This is a genomic window from Neobacillus sp. CF12, assembly GCF_030348765.1.
Taxonomy (GTDB): Bacteria; Bacillota; Bacilli; order Bacillales; family Cytobacillaceae; genus Neobacillus.
Genome location: NZ_JAUCEU010000007.1, coordinates 1,984,263 through 2,003,906, shown reverse-complemented (window position 1 = coordinate 2,003,906; position 19,644 = coordinate 1,984,263). Strand labels below are relative to the sequence as shown.

Below are 19,644 nucleotides of genomic sequence, written 5' to 3'. Positions count from 1 at the left end.
AAAATGCTTACTAAAAATGACATTCGTATTCGTGACCCCTTTATCCTGAAAGATGAAGATTCTAATTGTTACTTTCTTTATGGAACAACAGATCAGAATGTTTGGAAGGGGCAGGGAGTTGGCTTTGATGCATATAGAAGCACTGACTTAGAACATTGGGAAGGACCTTCTCAAGTGTTCCGACCAACTGAAGACTTTTGGGCAGATCAGCACTTTTGGGCACCTGAGGTTTATTTTTATAAAAATCAATATTATATGTTTGCTAGTTTCAAGGGTGAGGGTGTTTGCCGTGGTACGCAAATCCTAGTTTCCGAAAGTCCATTTGGTCCGTTTTCTCCACTAACTGAATATCCAATTACCCCTAAGGACTGGGAATGTCTGGATGGAACATTGTTTATTGATGAAAAAAATGAACCTTGGATTATTTTTTGCCGTGAATGGCTTCAGGTTCAGGATGGAGAAATGTGGGCACAACGTTTAGCAGATGATTTTAAAACGGTAATCGGTGAGCCTGTACTTCTTTTTAAAGCCTCAGAAGCAGATTGGACGGTTCCAGTGAGAGGAGAAAAAGAGTATATTACCGATGGTCCTTACCTTTTTCGGGCTCAAAACGGTGAATTGCAAATGCTTTGGTCTAGCAGGAGTCAACATGGCTATGCAGTCGGGGTTGCTCGGTCTGCCACCGGCAATATCCTTGGCCCATGGATTCAAGATCCAGAGCCTTTAATTGACGAGGATGGTGGTCATGCGATGCTTTTTCGAACCTTTAGTGGTGAATTAAAGCTGGCGATACATTCACCTAATCGATCACCCCTTGAGCGGCCTGTTTTCTTAACTGTCGAGGAAAAAAATAATAACATAGTAGTAAGGCGGTAAACGCCTTAGGAATCTGCCCGAAAATCTCTAAGATTATGAATTTGGGTAAGAATCAAAACATCATCCAGCAAGAAAACCTGAATAGTGGAGGAAAAAACATGTTTAATCTCGAAATGTTTAAAAATCCTCCAACAGCTTTCCGTATCCATCCTTTTTGGTTTTGGAATGGGGACATGGAAAACCCTGAAATTGAGCGTCAAATTAAAGAAATGGCCGACAAGGGTGTAGGAGGATTTTTTATTTGCCCAAGGCAGGGTCTTAAAGTGCCTTATTTATCACAAGAATGGTTTCATAAAGTGAAATTTGCTGTAGAAACAGCTAAAAACTTTAACATGGATGTTTGGTTATATGATGAATATCCATACCCGAGCGGAATCGCTGGTGGAGAGGTGACACTTCTTCATCCTGACGCCAAACACTATACCTTAGTGCATAAAAGTGAAACCGTACAAAGTAACCAAACCTGCAGTCTAGAGCTGCCATGGGGGCGAGTTTTGTCAGCTAAAGCTGTTCCCATTGATCAGGAAACTGGGAGAAAACGCTGGGATGAAGCCATTAATATTGAGAAATACATCGGGAATTACCAATCTGACCCGGTATTCCAAAAAGTAGGTTTAACAACGTACAATCAAAAAAGATTTTTTACATACAACACGATTAAAGTACTAAAGTGGACTGCTCCGGAAGGAATTTGGGAGATTCATTGTTTTCTAGAAGAAGAAATCGAGGATTTTAAATATTATGGAACCTTTGTTGACCCGTGTAACCGTGAAGCCATCAAGACGTTTATCGAGGTAACACACGAACGCTATGCGGAAAACATAGGCGAAGACTTTGGAAAAACTGTGAAAGGAATTTTCACGGATGAAACAGGGCTTATTGGGAGAATACCATGGTCCCCGCAATTACCGGCTTTTTTCCAACAGCTAAATGGCTATGATTTAAGAGATTATCTTTATACATTAGTCGAACCTGGAGGAGAGAATACCGAGAAGGTCCGATACGAATATTTTCAATCGATACATCTCTTGTTACGGGAGTCGTATCATAAGCAAATCCATGATTGGTGTGAAGAGCAGGGAATTCAGTATGTAGCCGAAGTGCCGTCTGTTCGGATGTCCAATCAGATTTACAGTCATATTCCTGGCGGCGACAGTGCCCATGAAAAACTTGGCCGCTCATTGGATTGGATTCTTACTCGTTATATGACCAGTTTTCGGGCAAATCCTAAAATGGTTAGTTCGTTAGCCAACCAGATGGGGAGAGAGCGGGCATTAATTGAAAGCTTCCATAGTGTGGGGTGGTCGATGACCATGCAGGATGCTAAATGGATGCTTGACAGGCTGGCCGCTTTTGGCATCAATTTTTATAATTTTCATGCTTTTTTCTATACGCTAGACGGGCTGACAAAACATGATGCACCACCGTCTCAATTTTATCAAAATCCATATTGGCAGCACTTCCGACTTCTAGGAGATTATACAGGAAGGCTTGGCTACGTGATGAGTTGTGGAAGTCCGATCCGTAACATAGCATTGCTTGACCCAACAACAAGCTTATGGACTCAAATGGGTAATCCATTCCATGACTTTCACTATATCGGGAATGATGAGGCTGAAAAGGAAAAACTTAAACGTTTAAAGCAAGATTGGTCTGGGATCTCTAAACAACTGATACTGCATCATAAAGACTATGACCATTTGGACCCGGAAATCCTTTGTGAAGCAGAAGTAACAGATGGAAAAATTACCATTGGAAACGCAAGTTATTCGGTTTTGATCCTTCCACCAATTACTAATATTGAAACGGCAGCATGGGAAAAAATTAAATTGTTCCTCGAGCAAGGCGGAGTGGTAATTGCGAATAAACAACTGCCATATGAAAGTATTGAAGATGAGTTAATAGAACAAGAGATTCTAGATACATTTGGATTGGATCAGTCAACTCGTTCCGATTACTGGAAAGCTTTTCAAGGGTCATATCGTAAAGGACAGCAAAATGCTTATTTTATTCCTTCCGGAGATATCGAAATATTACTTCATGTTTTAAAGATGCATGACCATGAAGAGATACATTTTGAAACGGAAAGTGGAAAGAAAAGTTTCCTAACCGAAAAACGTAAGGTGTCAGAGGAATCTACCCTGGTTTTTGTTAGCAACCAAGAAGAGGGAAAACATCATGCAACCATGAGGGTTTCGTATCCTTGTGAGTTCTTGAAACTAGATTTGGAAACGGGGGAAGTCGAACCACTTGCTTCATCACATGAAGAACCAGGATGGCAACTGGATCTAGACTTTGATTCTTATCAAAGCTATCTCGTTCAGATAACTCGCAGGGACGAGGCGGGGGGAGTAAAAGAAATAGCTGAACCATGGATTTGGAAAGTTAAGTCCAAAAGTAATTGGGAAATGAAGGCGCTTCAGGATAATATGTTAAGGTTCGATCAGTTTGAACTTGGATTACATCCTGAAGATAACAATGAAGTAACAACGAGTGTGCAGGTTAAAACGTTTATCGACCAATGTTCAGACTTGAAAAATAAACAAAATCTTCCTATCCAATTTCAGCAGTTGTTTGGTACACCGATGAAAATAACTCTTAATTATCCAATTTCGTGCAGTTATCAAAGAAAGTTAATGGTTGAAAAAATGCCTGCCAGTTGTTCTTTATTGATGGATAAGAGAGCTATTTCAGGCTATTATCAAATCTATATGAATGAACATAGAATAGAGGATTTTCATCCGAATTTCGTCTATGACAATAGTAATCTGACATGTGATATTTTGCCTTACCTATATGAGGGAGAAAACATCCTCCGTATTGAAGTCAAAGTAGAGCATGATTGGGAGGGGGTTACGGATGCCATTTATATAGCAGGAGATTTTGGTATCGCTTTTAACGAGAAACAACAGCCTGTTTTGACAAGTGCTGCAACCACTTCCCGCTTACATCAAGTGCCATACACTAGCTATCCCTTTTATGCAGGGACGCTTGTCTTTACTCGGAAAATCCATATAGACAGTGCTCCGAACGAGGAGTATTTCGAATTCGTTTTTGAGGATTTGGATAAACATTTTCATGACTGTATGGAAGTTTTGGTTAACGGCCATGCGCTTGGGGTTAAGGCATGGACACCGTATAGATGGCAGGGTAATTCACAAATACTGCGGGCAGGAGAAAACGCAGTGGAGGTAAGAGTAACCAACACTCTAATAGGACTTTTAGAAGGTATGTATTTTGATTATGAGGAACATAAACTGCATGATGTCGCAGTATTAAAGTAGTTTTATCACAGATTGCGAGGGATAAAGATGCCAAAGGTAATTATGACTTTTCCTGAAGGGAAACATAAAGTGCTAACGATGAGTTATGACGACGGCAGGGCAGCTGACCGAAGATTAGTTAAGGTTTTTAACCAATATGGTATTAAGGGTTCCTTTCATGTTAATTCAGGGCTGCTAGGGTATGAGGATCGTATCCCTGAAGAGGAAGTAGCACAACTATACGAAGGACATGAAATCTCAACACATACGGTAACACATCCAACCATTGCGAGATCACCAAAAGAACAAATCATCGAAGAAATCATCAATGACCGAAAAAGCCTGGAGAAAGTTGCTGGATATACAGTTAGGGGATTGTCTTATCCGAATGGTTCCTATAATCAATTAGTGAAAGAAATGCTCCCATATTTGGGTATTGAATACGCGAGAACCGTTCATAGTACAGGGCATTTTTCTATCCCTGATGATTTTATTGAATGGAATCCAACTTGTCATCATAATCGAAATTTAATGAAACTAGCTGAAGACTTTGTTCAACTTCATAAAAAACAATACTTATATATGATGTATGTCTGGGGCCATAGCTATGAGTTTGAAAATGATCAAAACTGGGATTTAATCGAGGACTTTTGTGAATTTATTGGTAATCGTAACGATATCTGGTATGCAACCAATATCGAAATCGTGGACTATATCAAGGCATTCCAAAACCTCAAATTTTCAGCGGCCAGCGATTTCGTATACAATCCATCGGCAATTTCAGTTTGGCTGAGTGTAGACAATACGATTGTCGAGGTAAAAGCAGGTAAGCAAATTGATTTAATCAATAAAAAACTATAGGGGGTTTTTCTAAATGAACAAAGTCATTATTAACACCGATATAACTCAAGGAGTAATAAATAAAAATATCTATGGTCATTTTGCCGAACATCTTGGGAGATGTATTTATGAAGGGATATGGGTCGGCGAGGATTCATCTATCCCAAATACAAAAGGTATTCGCAATGATGTTTTAGCGGCCTTAAAACAAATCAAGGTACCAGTCCTCCGCTGGCCAGGAGGCTGCTTTGCTGATGAATATCACTGGAAAGATGGAGTCGGTCCAAAAGAAGTAAGGAAAAGAATGGTTAATACACATTGGGGCGGTGTCGTCGAAAACAATCACTTTGGGACACACGAATTTATGCTGTTATGTGAATTACTAGAGTGTGAACCTTATATTTGTGGAAATGTTGGCAGCGGAACTGTTCAGGAAATGTCTGAATGGGTTGAATACATGACATTTGAAGGCGAATCACCAATGGCAAATTGGCGCAGAGAAAATGGCCAAGAAAAGCCTTGGAAATTGAAATATTTCGGTGTTGGCAATGAAAACTGGGGCTGCGGTGGAAATATGCGTCCAGAATATTATTCAGACCTCTATCGCCAGTATCAAACATATGTAAGGAATTATGGCGGTAACAAAATATATAAGATCGCTGGCGGCGCAAATTCCGATGATTACAATTGGACAGAAGTGCTAATGAAAAATGCCCACCGGATGATGGACGGACTAAGTATCCATTATTACACCGTACCGGGAGATTGGACAGATAAAGGTGCTGCGGTTGATTTTGCTGAGGATGAATGGTTTATCACGATGAAAAAGGCGTATCGGATGGACGAACTCATCACTAAACACAGCACCATCATGGACAAATATGACCCAGAAAAGCGAGTGGGTTTGATTATCGATGAGTGGGGTACATGGTTTAATGTTGAGAAAGGGACGAATCCAGGGTTTTTATACCAACAAAACACCTTGCGAGATGCACTTGTTGCGGGATTACACTTTAATATTTTCCACAACCACAACGATCGAGTTCAAATGGCAAATATCGCTCAAACGGTAAATGTTCTTCAAGCTATGATTTTAACCGAGGGTGAAAAAATGATCCTTACCCCAACCTATCATGTTTTTGATATGTACAAGGTTCATCAGGATGCGCAGAGGTTAGAAGTGGCATCTTCGTGTGGAAACTATGAATATAATGGGCAGACATTGCCGCAGGTAAGTATTTCGGCTTCTAGGGACGAGCAAGGGAAAATTCACATTAGTTTATGTAATATTGATCCTTTGAATAAGGCAGACATTGAAATAGAACTTCGTGGAATTAACGATGCTGCAAGAGTATTTGGTTCCATTTTAACTTCTGGAAGTATGAACGATCATAATACGTTTGAACAACAGGATGTAGTTAAGCCTTGTGAATTTAATGATGTAAATGTTTCAAATAACCAACTGGCGGTTCAACTTCCACCGATGTCTGTTGTGACCCTAACGATAGAGTCCTAACAAGGGTATTTAATACAATGGCTGATAAAACTTTTTGTAAGAGCTGTCTAGATACTGTCATGGTTTCCGAAGAAGTGATCCAAGAACTGGTTCGGGAAGCAGATGAAGAAATTTCAAAAATTGTTACCAATGAAATTTATAGCGCTCGATTAACACAATGTTCAAGTTGTGAATTTTTACAATATGGAACAACCTGTTCATATAGCGGATGTATTGTCCGCTATCGAGCAAAATTCAAAAACAAGGGCTGCCCACATACAGGGAAACCTAAGTGGGATAGGATGATGGGTGAATGATATGAATAAAGGTGATACTTTTAGTAATCTAATTATTGAGCAGCGTGCTGATCCATGGGTATACAAACATACTGACGGCTACTATTACTTCACGGCTTCTGTCCCTGAATACGATCGAATTAAAGTAAGAAGGGCAGAAACGATTCAGGGATTAAGGGCAGCAGAGCCAGTAGTGGCATGGAGAAAGCGTGAGAGCGGGATCATGAGTGCGAATATATGGGCTCCAGAAATTCATTTCATCGATGGGTGTTGGTATATCTATTTTGCAGCAGCCAGAAAAGATGAGATTTTTGCTCATCGGATGTATGTAATTAAAAATGAATCTGATAATCCATTAGAAGGAATTTGGGAGGAAAAAGGCCAAATCAAAACAGATTGGGAATCCTTTTCACTTGATGGAACAACTTTTGAACATAAAGGTATACGGTATTACGTCTGGGCTCAAAAAGATCCTGCAATTGAAGGAAGTACGAATCTTTATATTGCTAAAATGGTTAACCCTTGGACAATTGAGGGACCTCAAGTCATGATTACCAAACCAGAGTTGGAATGGGAAAAAGTTGGCTTTTGGGTTAATGAAGGTGCAGCTGCTCTAAAAAGAAATGGGAAGATATTCTTAACATACTCTGCAAGCGCAACAGATGCTAATTATTGCATGGGTCTGCTGCAATGTGATGAAGATAGTGATTTGTTGCATCCCCAATCTTGGATGAAATCAAAATCACCCGTTTTTTACACGAACGAAGAAGCAAAAATTTTTGGTCCGGGACATAACAGTTTTACCGTTTCAGAAGATGGAAACCACGATATTCTTATTTATCACGCCCGCAGTTACCGTGATATTGTCGGAAATCCACTTTGGGATCCAAACCGCCATACTCGGGCTAAAAGCATAAATTGGAATGAAGATGGTACCCCGAATTTCCTTTGAATTCTATTATTAACATACCCATATGAAAAAAAAAACCGATTGGTAATTACTACCTTTCGGTTTTTTTTTATGTAGAAATAGAGTTTATTTCCATCAATAATATTTGAAAAACAATCAAAAATAAGAAGGCAAAAAAACAATTTTTGCAAGGGGGTAATCAATTTGATAAAAAAGCCTTTAGGCTTATTACTATCAGGGGTTTTGACATTCGGTCTTGCTGCATGTAATAACAACAATGATGCAGCTGACGAAGTACGTACAAGTAGGGTTGATCGAGACAATACCATTTTAAATGTTGGTAATGGCAGAGATGATGGGATTGACCATAATGGTCCGCTCACCGAAGATTACACCAATAGAGATAACAACGATCCGGACTGGGATCGAAATGGATATAATCGGAACAACAATGACGATTATATTACCAATGTAAATAATGATCGTACAAACAACCGTAACAACAGAACGAGAAATGTTAATAACAACCGTACAACCAATCGAAACATGAATACCAATAATGTAAATTACAATCGTTTACATGATAATGATTGGGATATAGACCGTAATTTCAACAATATACGGACCAACAATAACAATAATAACAACAATATGAATGATATGCTTGATATATCAGCGGATCGTACAACATTGGATAGTAAACATTACCCTCATACAAAAGCAGTTTTGATTCAACATGCTCAGTATAGGTATATCCCGTTTGGCTCTGTACAATGGTATCAGTTTGGAGGTCCACAAGGAAAGGCTCCAACTCAGCAGCAACAGCCGACTGCACAAGCACCAAATCAACAACCAGCAGCTCCGGCACCAACTGCGCCAGCACCAAAACCAGCAGCACCGGCGCCAACAGCACCGGCACCAGCACCAGCACCAGCACCAGCAGCACCAAAACCAGCGGCTCCAGCAGCACCAGCACCTGCTACAGGTGATGTTGCTCAATTCGTCCAGCAGGTAATTGATTTAACAAATGCACAGCGAAGCAAAAATGGCCTTCCAGCTTTAAAAGCTGACAGCCAATTAAATGGCGTTGCTCAAAAGAAATCTGTTGATATGGCGCAGAACAATTATTTCTCACATACAAGCCCAACGTATGGCTCACCATTTGATATGATGAGGGACTTTGGCGTAACGTATAAGTCTGCAGGTGAAAATATCGCTCAAGGACAACGTACACCGCAGGAAGTTGTAACTGCATGGATGAACAGTGAAGGGCATAGAAAAAACATTTTAAGCGCTAACTTTACTCACATTGGAGTAGGGTACGAAAAGTCAGGTAACCACTGGACACAAATGTTTATTGGTAAATAATTAAAAGAAGAAAGGAATCTGTAGTGGATTCCTTTCTTCTTTATTTTTTTATTTGATTAAAAATATTTATTTTTGTTTAATTGACCTACACAAAAATGAACTTCTGTTCATTTAATATAGGAAAGGAGAGGATAAGTAATGTTAAAAATATCTTGGGACGCTGGACATGCTGGTTTTGGGGTTACACCTGGAAAACGTGCGCTAGACAACTCCATGTATGAATGGGACTTTAACGATGGTGTAGTCGATTACGCCATGGAAGCTCTATCACATTACGAGAATGTCGAACAACTACGAGTAGACGACCCTTCCGGTAGAGTAGATGTACCATTATCTGAGCGAGCGAACCGCGCTAATCAATGGGGCTCACACCTCCATATTTCCGTTCACGGTAATGCAGCCACCCCTGCGGCAAATGGAATTGAAACCTTCATTCATCCAAGTGCTTCTGCACTAAATCGTGACATTGCTTTACACATTCATAATTATGTGATTAACCGTACAAATCGGGTAAACCGTGGATTAAAAACTGCGGATTTTCAAATCCTTCGCGCTACGAATGCAGACAGTTTACTAATTGAGGGTGGTTTTATGACCAACCCTGAAGAATTGGCTTTAATGAAAACAAACGAATACCGGGCAATAGTCGGTCGGGCAATTGCCGATGCCATTGTTACGAAGTTCAATTTAAAACGAAAGAATGCACCAGTAAGTCAACAGCCTACTAACGTAATCCGTTACATTTATACGGGTGGTTATGCTGGTCCGGCTTTGTTAGAGATTCATAATTATCTTTTAAAGACTGGACATAACTACGATACAAAACGTGGACCAGATGGTTCTATTGTGTTTCTGATCGGTCCATTTGACACTGGTATGGCAAATTTCAAAGAAGCTGCAGCCTCAATATCAAAGTTTGACAGCAATATGAGACTCATGACACGAGAAGAAGCAGCCGAGTGGCGGCAATAATGAAAAAGGATAATTTTCAGACTGACTAAAGAAGTCTTAAATGAAGACACTTTTAGTCAGTCTTTTATATTTAACGAACAATTATATTCTAATCATTTTTTAGAATTTATCTTGAGGGATGAGAAGGACTCTAAAGGCAGAACATATAAAAGGGTTAAATCGAACTTTAATGTCAGACAGGATCTGCTGGACTTCAACATCAGATGTTTGTAAATCCAGCATTCCAAACACAAGGATACCAAAATTTCCAAAACCCATCTTTTCATCAATAACTAAAAGGAAGAAGCACGTTCTCAGGCGTGCTTCCTCTTTTTTCAGGAATACATAAGAATATTTTATTTAAATGGAATCATAGCGAAGATAGAATAAAACGCTATAACCCATGAAAAAACCGACTTCACTGTTTTTTAAACAATGAAGTCGGTTATATTGAGGGAATCATTTTTTATTTTTATTACACTATTAAATAAGATAGTTGAAAAAATGGTTTTTGAAACTGTTCTTAAAAACTATCTTAATATTATTAAATTATTTGCAATTCTCAGCAAAGGGAGCTTTTTGATGAAAAGGATATGGTTCTACTTCACGAATACCTATAATAATTCTAAGCTCAACGTAAAGCTTTTTTTGACCATTTCATTAATTATGGTGACCACCCTGGTACTTGTACTGGCAGGTATTCGATATGCTTTTTCCCTTTATGATGAGCAAATCTATTCAAAATCCTCACAAGTGTTGATGATGTCCTCGAATAGCATCGAAGAGAAACTTGAGAGAGTGGAGGAAGTAAGTTATGAAATAGCTGTCGACCCGCATATTCAAAGTATCTTATCAGCGCTTCAAGGAAATGTTGAGAAGTATGAGTTTTATCGTCTTGAACAGGAATTGGAAGATGAATTGGTAAAATATGTTGGATCTGAGAAGTATATTCAATCTATTAATCTGTTTGATTCATTTGGAAGGGAATTTTTAGCCGGCTCCAGCAGCAACTCATTAAAAGAAAAAGATAAGGAATTTGCTCTTAACCAGGCTGAAAAGTATGAAGGAGAAAACCATTGGATGGAAATAGACGAGAATAATGGGTTTTTAACTTCAGTCCGGCTTATCCGTTCTTATGAGAATCTTAACTTTGAAAATATCGGCAAACTTATGGTTCGTGTTAATTTAGATAAGATTGTAAGCGATTTACCAAAACCCCATGGAGATTTGGCCGGAAATATTGTGATATCAGATGGGGAACACGTTTTTTATTCAGAAAAAGGAATGGATCATATCAACAACAATCAATTCCTAGCAAAAGATGAGCAAGGTTACGGTATTGAAAAAATCAATGGAGAAAGATTTTTTGTTAACCATTTCACAACGGATTTTGAGGATTGGACCTACTGGAGCATTATTCCATTTAATAAGTTGTTTTCTAAGATAAATGCCGTGAAATATTCCTTGGTGTTGGTGTTTATGTTGCTGTTCGTGATTCTTATTTCTCTTGGTTTTAATTTTTTAAGAAGAATTACGAATCCTATTTTAGAATTGTCTGCTACCATGCAAAAAGTCCAAAACGGGAATTTTACAATTGTAAATTCGTTAAATCATTCTAAGATTTATGAAGATGAGATAGGGATTCTATATCGGAACTTTATAACCATGATTCATAGAATTGATGAGTTAATCCAGGAGAATTATTCTAAGCAACTATTAATAAAGGAAACCGAATTTAAAGCCCTACAGGCTCAGATAAATCCTCATTTTTTGTACAATACGCTAGAGTCCATCAATTGGTTAGCAATCATAAACAAACAGAAGGAAATTTCAAACATGGTTGAAGCACTTGGACATCTCATGAGAAACTCCATCAATTTTACTGAAGATATCATTACCTTGGAGGAAGAACTTGATATTGTCAAAAGTTATTTAACAATCCAAAAATATAGGTTTGATGACCGATTGGAATTTCAATTGGATATTCCTTCCAATTGTTTGAAATGCAGAATCCCAAAATTAATTCTTCAGCCACTTCTTGAAAATTCATTCAAGCATGTAGTTGAGACTTCCATTGATACGTCTGTTATTAAATTACAGGCTTATCAGGAGGAGGACAAGCTTCTCATTCGGATAGAAGATAATGGTCTGGGCATAGACCCACTCATTCTCCATAAAGTAAAAGAGGGAACAGTGAAACCAAGAGGGACGGGAATAGGGCTGAATAACATTGATACAAGGATAAGGCTTTTCACAGGCGAACCGCATGGATTAAGAATTGAAAATCTTTTGGGAAAAGGGACCGCGGTTACAGTGGTTTTACCTTTTCAATCGGAGTGATAAAATGGCATACAAAGTGTTATTAGCAGATGACGAAAAAATTATTGTCGAAGGTATTTCCAGTGTAATCGATTGGGCAGCGTTGGATTTGGAGCTTGTGGCAACGGCAAGAAATGGGATTGATGCGTATGAAAAAATAGTCGATTATATGCCTGATATTGTTATCAGTGATATCAGAATGCCCGGCATGGATGGCCTAAGTCTTGTAGCGAAGGTTAACATTAAATATCCTTCGGTAAAATTTATATTATTGTCAGGATTTAGCGAGTTTGAATATGCTAGAACCGCCATGCAATATGGTGTGAAAAATTATTTGTTAAAGCCATGTAATGTCGAGAAAATTACCGCAGCACTTAATGAGGTAATAAATGAATTACAGGAAAAAAAGGACCAGGACAACTTTATCTGCCAACTTCGCGAGAAATATGAAAAAGCTCAACCCTATATGAAAGCACAGTGGTTAACAGAATTCCTTTTAAATAAGAGTCATTCAAATATGGACTTATCTTTCTATCAAAAGCTTTTTAATAGTGAGATTAGAAATCAGCAAGTGAGACTAATCCTTTTCAAACTGGAAGGCGAATTTTCTTATGAGCATTTGTTTGCTATAAAAAATATTGGGGCAGAAATATTTGATTCGACTCTGTTAAATACCACAATTGGCGAATATGAACTATTTTTAGTTGAAGATGACCAGGACTCGGAAAAACTGCATGACAAAATTTTAAAGATACGAGAACTCCTTCACCAATACTACAAAAGGGATACCACAGTAGCTATAAGTAAAAGGGACAATGTACAAAATATCAGAAGCCTGTACCGTGAAGCAATCGAATGTATGGAACACCGTTTTTATTTGGGAGAAGGAAGCATTATTAGCAAAAAAGATATTTTACCTTCTAATACAACTACCTCAACTGTTTTTATTCTTGATGAACAGCAGCTTGTTTTGAAAATCAAGTCTGGGCATATCGATGATGTTTGTGAGGAAATGGCTAGCATCTTTGAAAAAATGGCTGAATTGCGACAGGGTATTGATTTAACAAAATCCTATTGTATACAGCTCTACATGGCCATTGTACAGACTGTCGATACAGAGTGTATGCAAACTTACCTAATGGGGACCTCCGCATTATTAGGAATGGAAACGGTTCAGCAGATGAAGGAATATATCGAAACCACAGCAAAAAAAATAACGAATGAATACTATCAAAGATTTAAATCCAAACAGACATCTGTGATTAGTAAAGTAATAGACATTGTTAATAGAAATCTGGGTAATCCCGATCTGTCCCTTAAAATGGTGGCGAATAAAATTCTTTATATGAATCCGGATTATCTGGGAAAACTGTTTAGACAAGAAACAGGCCAAAAATTTTCAGCCTATCTGACAAAGCTTAGGATTGAAAGGGCAGTAGATCTTATAGTGGAAATGGACGATGTAAAGGTAATAACGTTGGCGGAGATGATTGGCTTTGGCGATAATCCGCAATATTTTAGCCAGGTGTTTAAGAAATATACTGGCTATACACCATCCGAATATCGAAACATTACATGAATGAATGGTCGTTTGGCTGACAAAGAGCACGAATGTTGGTATAAGCTCTTTCACCAAAGGGGGATAAATTTTGAAAAAGTTTAGCTTGGCACTTTTAAGTTTAATCATGATCCTTTCCGTCACTGCCTGCAGCTCAAACAGTGATGATGCCACTGATAGTAAAAATGTAAATAATAAAGTGACACTGAGAGTAGCCTGGTGGGGAGGGCAATCAAGACATGATTATACGATGAAAGTAATCGACATGTATGAAAAGAAAAACCCTCATGTGAAAATTATAGCGGAATATGCCAACTGGGATGATTATTGGAAAAGGCTTGCTCCAATGGCTGCAGCCAGCCAGCTGCCTGATGTCATTCAAATGGATACAGCCTACTTGTTTCAATATGGAAAGAAAGGGCAACTGGAAAATTTAACGCAGTTTTTAAAGGATGGGACGATTGATAGTAGTTCGATTGATGAAAATGCTATTTCCGGCGGGATGATGGCTGATAAATTATACGGATTTACACTGGGTTCAAACGTTCTAACTGTTATAACAAATGACGATCTATTAAAAGAAGCTGGCCTTAAAATGGACGATGAAAACTGGAATTGGGACGACTTTGAAAAAATGGCGGTCGATGTCCAAAAAGGTACAGGGAAATACGGTACAAATGGAATGAATCCTACACATGTATTTTTTCCTTACTATTTAAGAACACAAGGTGAGCGGTTTTATCGTGAAGATGGAACTGGGCTCGGCTATTCGGACGATAAATTATTCATTCAGTACTTTGAGAGGCAACTTAGATTAGTGAATGCTAATGCTTTTCCAACTCCAGATGCCGAAGCACATATAAAAGGACTAGAAGATGAATTTATTGTAACTGGAGAAGCAGCATTGACCTGGAACTGGTCCAATCAATTTTCAGGTTTTGCCCAATCTGATAAAGCAACGCTATCACTTAACCTGCCACCAGAGCACACGAAAGAGGCAGCATTATTTTTAAGACCAAGTATGTTCTTTTCCATTCCTAAGAGTTCAAAGCAAAAACAAGAAGCTGCCAAGTTTATCGATTTCTTTGTAAATAATGTAGAAGCCAATAAGTTGATCAAAGGTGACCGTGGAGTCCCAGTATCTTCAAAGGTTGTTAAAGGGATCAAGCCGGAATTGGCAGAGGCGGAAACCAAAATCTTTGATTATGTTGAAAAAGCATCAAAGAATATTAGCAAAGCCGACCCGCCTGATCCACTGGGCAGTGCAGAAGTAATGAATGTGTTGAAAGATATATCTGAACAGATTTTATTCAAGAAAATTACCCCAGAAGATGGGGCGAGGTCGTTTAGAGAACAAGCTGAAAAGATTTTAGAAATGAATAAGTAATCAATTAGGTCAATTGAGTGAACCAGCATATGTACTGGTTCTTTTTTTATTCAATCTATGGAAATAAGTATGTTTTTTAACTCTAGACCTCTGTTTTTTTAATTGTTCCAATTAAACGCTTTCCTTAAAATCAATGTATAAGCATAAAGCGTTTACATATTTGGAGGGATTGCTGTGATACAGGCTAATGTTATAGAAAAGGATCAGATTATTACTTATATAAATTTATTGATGAATAATCTCACAGAAATTAAAGATCAGACTGGTGAATTTTTACTCAACTTTGATGGATTAATCGTTGATGATAAAAGTTGGCATGTTTGGAACTGGCCTCAAGGAGTAGGACTCTATGGGATCTATATATATTGGAAATCGACCAATGACCAAAAGGCGTTGGATATTATCAATGAATGGTTCAATGCTAGATTCGAAGAAGGTGTTCCACCCAAGAATGTCAATACTATGGCACCATTTTTAACATTGGCATTTTTATATGAGGATACCAAGAACCAGACTTATCTTCCATTTTTGGAGGAATGGGCTGAATGGGTTATGTACGAAATGCCGCGAACACGTGAAGATGGACTGCAGCATATGACCTATGGACCTGAAAATAAAAACCAACTTTGGGATGACACGTTGATGATGACAGTGCTGCCATTAGCCAAAATTGGAACGCTTCTTAACAAACCTGAATACTTGGAAGAGACCAAAAAACAGTTTCTAATCCACATCAAATATTTAACTGACCGAAAGACAGGATTATGGTTCCATGGCTGGACCTTTGAAGAAAATCATAATTATGCAGAAGCACTTTGGGCAAGAGGAAATTGCTGGATTACCATTGCGATTCCCGAAATTATTGAAATATTGGAATTAAAAAAGGGAGATTTTCTACATGATTTCCTAATTGATACATTGAACAGGCAAATCGAAGCACTTGCTAAATACCAAAATGTAAGCGGATTATGGCATACGTTAATTAATGACCCAACCTCTTATGTAGAAGCTTCAGCTTCAGCTGGTTTTGCCTATGGAATTTTAAAAGCAGTCCATAAGGGATATGTTAGCCCGGATTATAAAGAAGTTGCGAACAAAGCAATCCAGGGAATCATCAGAGAAATTAATGAAGAAGGCGCATTACAAAAAGTATCAGTAGGAACAGGGATGGGCGATACACTTGATTTTTACAAAGAAATCAGAATCACCACCATGCCGTACGGACAATCACTCGCAATACTAGCATTAGCTGAGTTTCTTAATACTTATAAGTAATAGACTTTCCAATCGTCTATTTAATTGAAAAATAGATTATGTTTTCAAAAAAAGGAGAAGCAATAATGAAGAGACAACCGAAGTTTATTAATTATTTGTCTTATGGTTTAGGTGACTTTTTAGGGGCAGGAGCCTTTGCATTAACAGCAGCATGGTTACTGTTCTTCTTAACAACTTTTTGTAATTTATCTGCTGTTCAAGCCGGTTCTATATTTGCTATCGCTCGAATCGTGGATGCCATCGCAGCACCAACTATGGGTTATATAACAGATAATTTTCATAAAACAAAACTAGGCCGCCGTTTTGGCAGACGTAAATTCTTTATATTAGCTGCCATTCCACTTGTGCTTGTGTACACCTTAATTTGGGTGGATGGATTTAATTACTGGTACTACTTAGTAACCTATATTTTGTTTGAAATTGTGTATTCAATGGTTTTAATTCCTTATGATACGCTTGCAGCCGAAATGAGCAATGACTACAAAGTACGTTCAAAGTTTACGGGTGCAAGAATGTTTGTTGCCCAAGCATCAGCAGTATTCGCAGCATTTATTCCTGGTCGACTTGTAGAAGCATTAGGAAAAGATGATCCTCTTACATTCTTATATTCAGGTATGATTTTTACAGTAATCTTTTTAATTGTTTTAACCCTGCTATACAAAAATACATGGGAACGACCACTTGATGAAATACCTGTAGAAAAAACGATAAGTAAAAGAACTTTCCTTCAAAATGTTCATAAGATTTATGCGGACTTGTTCTCAACCTTACGAGTAAAAACATTCCGTCACCATCTTGGGATGTATCTAGGAGGATATTTAAGTCAAGACGTTTTTAATGCGGTATTTACTTATTTTGTTGTCTTTGCTCTCATGCAAAGTGCCGTTGATGCTTCGAATTTATTAACTTTTATGTATGCCATGCAAATATTTGGAGTATGGATTGCTCTTACATTAACCATTAAATTGAATCCTGCTCCGGCTTTTAGAGCAGCAGTACTCTTCTTTATAGCAGGAATCGTTGGGTTCATCATATTGAAAAATACAGGGACACTCAATAGCACCGCTTTATTATTTGTAATGATTGGAATTTGCGGTTTAGGTCGTGGTGGATTGAATTACATTCCATGGAATAACTACGCATTTATTCCAGATGTAGATGAAGCATTAACTGGTCAAAGACGTGAAGGTGTGTTCGCTGGTGTCATGAGTTTAATCAGAAAAGGAACACAGGCTTTAGCTGTCTTTTTAGTAAGTGTTGCCTTACAAGAAGCAGGCTTTGTCTCTGGACAAGGTTCACAACCAGAATCAGCTGTAAACATGATCATTTCAATTCTGTTGTTTGGAACCCTTTTCTTTTTAGTGGGGGGGTTAATTGTCTCTTATCGTTACAAATTAACAAAAGAAAATCATGTGATCCTGTTAGATGAGATTGAACGGTTAAAAAATGGCGGCTCTAAAAAAGATGTTACTCCAGAAGCCCGTCAAGTTTTTGAACAATTAACAGGCTGGGAATATGAAAAATCATGGGGAAATAACAAGATTGGGTATGAGAATCTAATAAAGTATAAAGAAAATCAAGATAATCAAACGAAACATAAAAAAGCAGTGTAACAAAAGTAATTGCATGTTAAACCAAAAACAAACCATTGCGATAGCAATGGTTTGTTTTCTTTTCAAAGAAACAAACAATAAACCATAAAAAAAACCATCAGCATATAAAATAGTCCAATATCCATCCCTAAAGATAAATGGTAGTATCGAGGAATGAAATTAAAGAGGGTGGATCAGTAGGATGTTAAGAGGTGTAAAGACGAAAGATAGTGCGATTGTACAAGGTTCTATTAGTCCTAGTTTACTAGCATTGTACATTGATACATTAGTGATGGCAATTGGATTTTATATGCTGGTACCAATATTAAGTGTCTATTTTATCAATCATTTAGGGATGAGTACGGCGCTATCTGGATCAATTATTGCAGTCAGTGGTTTGGCTCAAAATGGATTTCGTTTTTTTTGTGGAATAGCGGCGGACCGAATCGGATACAAGAAGACAATTCTGCTAGGTGTTGGGATACGTATTGTTGGGTTTACCATATATGGTATCGTCCACCATCCTTTAGGGTTTGCAGTGGCAGCGTTTATTTCAGGTTTAGGAGGAGCAATCTTCCATCCGGCAAGTTTTGGGGCATATGCTAGAACAACAAGTGAACAAATGAAAACAAAAATATTCAGTATCCGTGAGACATTGAGCAACGTTGGATTTATTTTGGGACCCGTAATTGGGATGTTTCTTCTTCGATTTGATTTTTCTCTCGTCTGTTTTTCATCAGCTTTTATGTTTGTTATCGCTTTTTTATTGTCATGGATTCTCCTGCCTAAAATGGATGGTGAAAAGACAGAAGAACAGAAACTCATTCTAATAGTCCAAAAAATAATGAAGGATAAAGGTTTTCTTGTATTTTGTCTCTTAATAATGGGCGTGTGGACTTTAAATGTCCAACTCTACCTTTCCGTTCCTGTCAGAGCGGAAATATTGCTTGATAATGTTGACAGTGTTGCCTTTCTTTATATGGCTGGAGCATTATTTATGGTGCTACTCCAAATTCCAGTATTACAAGTTTTAACGAAGAAAATTCCTCAACTTCATATTATGGCATTAGGTACATTCATATTGGGAACGAGTATGCTGATGTTTGGATTCACTATTGGGCTGTGGTCGATGCTAGGGGTTGTGCTTATTTTTACCCTGGGACAAATGTTGGTTGTTCCTACCATGAATCACATAATATCAAATTTCTCTGATTCTCAGTCCTTTGCAACTTATTTTGGATTTACCGGCTGGAGCTTTGCCATAGGCGGATTCTTCGGCAATACAGGCGGGGGATACCTTCATGATCTCACCATAAACAGTCAGTACCCTTTAGTGCCATGGATTTCATTATTTTTATTTGGATGCTTTATTTCAATTATTTTTTATAAGAAAGGTAAACCTAGCACCTAAAAAAAACCCAATGTCAGCTAAAAAGCATCCGAAGAACATATTATATTGCCATGATAAAATGACATCATTAGGATTATAAAAAATCTCAATTTCTAAGTCTGTA

Annotated in this window: 14 protein-coding genes; all 14 read left to right on the top strand. The window is 38.0% G+C overall.

Annotation, left to right across the window (positions count from 1 at the left end; genetic code table 11):
- Window positions 1-3: 3 nt before the first annotated feature.
- The gene (locus tag QUG14_RS09350) at window positions 4-876 is read left to right on the top strand and encodes a glycoside hydrolase family 43 protein (RefSeq protein WP_289340244.1); all 873 of its coding nucleotides are present in this window, start codon (window positions 4-6) and stop codon (window positions 874-876) included.
- 98 nt (window positions 877-974) lie between these two features.
- Window positions 975-4,160, top strand: a complete 3,186-nt coding sequence (locus QUG14_RS09345) for a glycosyl hydrolase (protein ID WP_289340243.1) — start codon at window positions 975-977, stop codon at window positions 4,158-4,160.
- A gap of 27 nt (window positions 4,161-4,187) precedes the next feature.
- A complete protein-coding gene (locus QUG14_RS09340; RefSeq protein ID WP_289340242.1) occupies window positions 4,188-5,000 on the top strand; it encodes a polysaccharide deacetylase family protein in 813 nt (270 codons plus the stop codon).
- A gap of 13 nt (window positions 5,001-5,013) precedes the next feature.
- Window positions 5,014-6,495, top strand: coding sequence for an alpha-N-arabinofuranosidase (locus tag QUG14_RS09335; protein WP_289340241.1), 1,482 nt, complete (start codon window positions 5,014-5,016; stop codon window positions 6,493-6,495).
- A 17-nt stretch (window positions 6,496-6,512) separates the two neighbouring features.
- Window positions 6,513-6,791 carry a DUF6171 family protein gene (locus tag QUG14_RS09330; protein ID WP_289340240.1) on the top strand — a complete coding sequence of 93 codons (279 nt, stop codon included), beginning with the start codon at window positions 6,513-6,515 and terminating at the stop codon, window positions 6,789-6,791.
- A 1-nt stretch (window position 6,792) separates the two neighbouring features.
- On the top strand, window positions 6,793-7,722 hold the full coding sequence (locus tag QUG14_RS09325; protein ID WP_289340239.1) for a glycoside hydrolase family 43 protein: 930 nt from the start codon (window positions 6,793-6,795) through the stop codon (window positions 7,720-7,722).
- A 162-nt stretch (window positions 7,723-7,884) separates the two neighbouring features.
- Window positions 7,885-9,048, top strand: coding sequence for a CAP domain-containing protein (locus tag QUG14_RS09320; RefSeq protein WP_353961072.1), 1,164 nt, complete (start codon window positions 7,885-7,887; stop codon window positions 9,046-9,048).
- Window positions 9,049-9,186: 138 nt separating this feature from the next.
- Complete coding sequence (locus tag QUG14_RS09315; RefSeq protein ID WP_289340238.1) at window positions 9,187-10,020, top strand: N-acetylmuramoyl-L-alanine amidase; 834 nt, start codon at window positions 9,187-9,189, stop codon at window positions 10,018-10,020.
- Between the two features lie 561 nt (window positions 10,021-10,581).
- Window positions 10,582-12,339, top strand: a complete 1,758-nt coding sequence (locus tag QUG14_RS09310; protein WP_289340236.1) for a cache domain-containing sensor histidine kinase — start codon at window positions 10,582-10,584, stop codon at window positions 12,337-12,339.
- Window positions 12,340-12,343: 4 nt separating this feature from the next.
- Window positions 12,344-13,897, top strand: a complete 1,554-nt coding sequence (locus QUG14_RS09305; protein ID WP_289340235.1) for a response regulator transcription factor — start codon at window positions 12,344-12,346, stop codon at window positions 13,895-13,897.
- Between the two features lie 106 nt (window positions 13,898-14,003).
- On the top strand, window positions 14,004-15,263 hold the full coding sequence (locus QUG14_RS09300) for an ABC transporter substrate-binding protein (RefSeq protein ID WP_289344113.1): 1,260 nt from the start codon (window positions 14,004-14,006) through the stop codon (window positions 15,261-15,263).
- A gap of 231 nt (window positions 15,264-15,494) precedes the next feature.
- Window positions 15,495-16,538 (top strand): beta-galactosidase BglB, encoded by a 1,044-nt coding sequence (gene bglB, locus QUG14_RS09295; RefSeq protein ID WP_289344111.1) that lies wholly within the window; start codon window positions 15,495-15,497, stop codon window positions 16,536-16,538.
- Between the two features lie 65 nt (window positions 16,539-16,603).
- On the top strand, window positions 16,604-18,151 hold the full coding sequence (locus QUG14_RS09290; protein ID WP_289340234.1) for an MFS transporter: 1,548 nt from the start codon (window positions 16,604-16,606) through the stop codon (window positions 18,149-18,151).
- A gap of 181 nt (window positions 18,152-18,332) precedes the next feature.
- Complete coding sequence (locus QUG14_RS09285; RefSeq protein ID WP_289340233.1) at window positions 18,333-19,541, top strand: MFS transporter; 1,209 nt, start codon at window positions 18,333-18,335, stop codon at window positions 19,539-19,541.
- Window positions 19,542-19,644: the final 103 nt, after the last annotated feature.

Coding starts and splice junctions, on each gene's coding strand:
- QUG14_RS09350 (WP_289340244.1), top strand. CDS start 4: ATGCTTACTAAAAATGACATTCGTATTCGTGACCCCTTTATCCTGAAA.
- QUG14_RS09345 (WP_289340243.1), top strand. CDS start 975: ATGTTTAATCTCGAAATGTTTAAAAATCCTCCAACAGCTTTCCGTATC.
- QUG14_RS09340 (WP_289340242.1), top strand. CDS start 4,188: ATGCCAAAGGTAATTATGACTTTTCCTGAAGGGAAACATAAAGTGCTA.
- QUG14_RS09335 (WP_289340241.1), top strand. CDS start 5,014: ATGAACAAAGTCATTATTAACACCGATATAACTCAAGGAGTAATAAAT.
- QUG14_RS09330 (WP_289340240.1), top strand. CDS start 6,513: ATGGCTGATAAAACTTTTTGTAAGAGCTGTCTAGATACTGTCATGGTT.
- QUG14_RS09325 (WP_289340239.1), top strand. CDS start 6,793: ATGAATAAAGGTGATACTTTTAGTAATCTAATTATTGAGCAGCGTGCT.
- QUG14_RS09315 (WP_289340238.1), top strand. CDS start 9,187: ATGTTAAAAATATCTTGGGACGCTGGACATGCTGGTTTTGGGGTTACA.
- QUG14_RS09310 (WP_289340236.1), top strand. CDS start 10,582: ATGAAAAGGATATGGTTCTACTTCACGAATACCTATAATAATTCTAAG.
- QUG14_RS09305 (WP_289340235.1), top strand. CDS start 12,344: ATGGCATACAAAGTGTTATTAGCAGATGACGAAAAAATTATTGTCGAA.
- QUG14_RS09300 (WP_289344113.1), top strand. CDS start 14,004: ATGATCCTTTCCGTCACTGCCTGCAGCTCAAACAGTGATGATGCCACT.
- bglB (WP_289344111.1), top strand. CDS start 15,495: ATGAATAATCTCACAGAAATTAAAGATCAGACTGGTGAATTTTTACTC.
- QUG14_RS09290 (WP_289340234.1), top strand. CDS start 16,604: ATGAAGAGACAACCGAAGTTTATTAATTATTTGTCTTATGGTTTAGGT.
- QUG14_RS09285 (WP_289340233.1), top strand. CDS start 18,333: ATGTTAAGAGGTGTAAAGACGAAAGATAGTGCGATTGTACAAGGTTCT.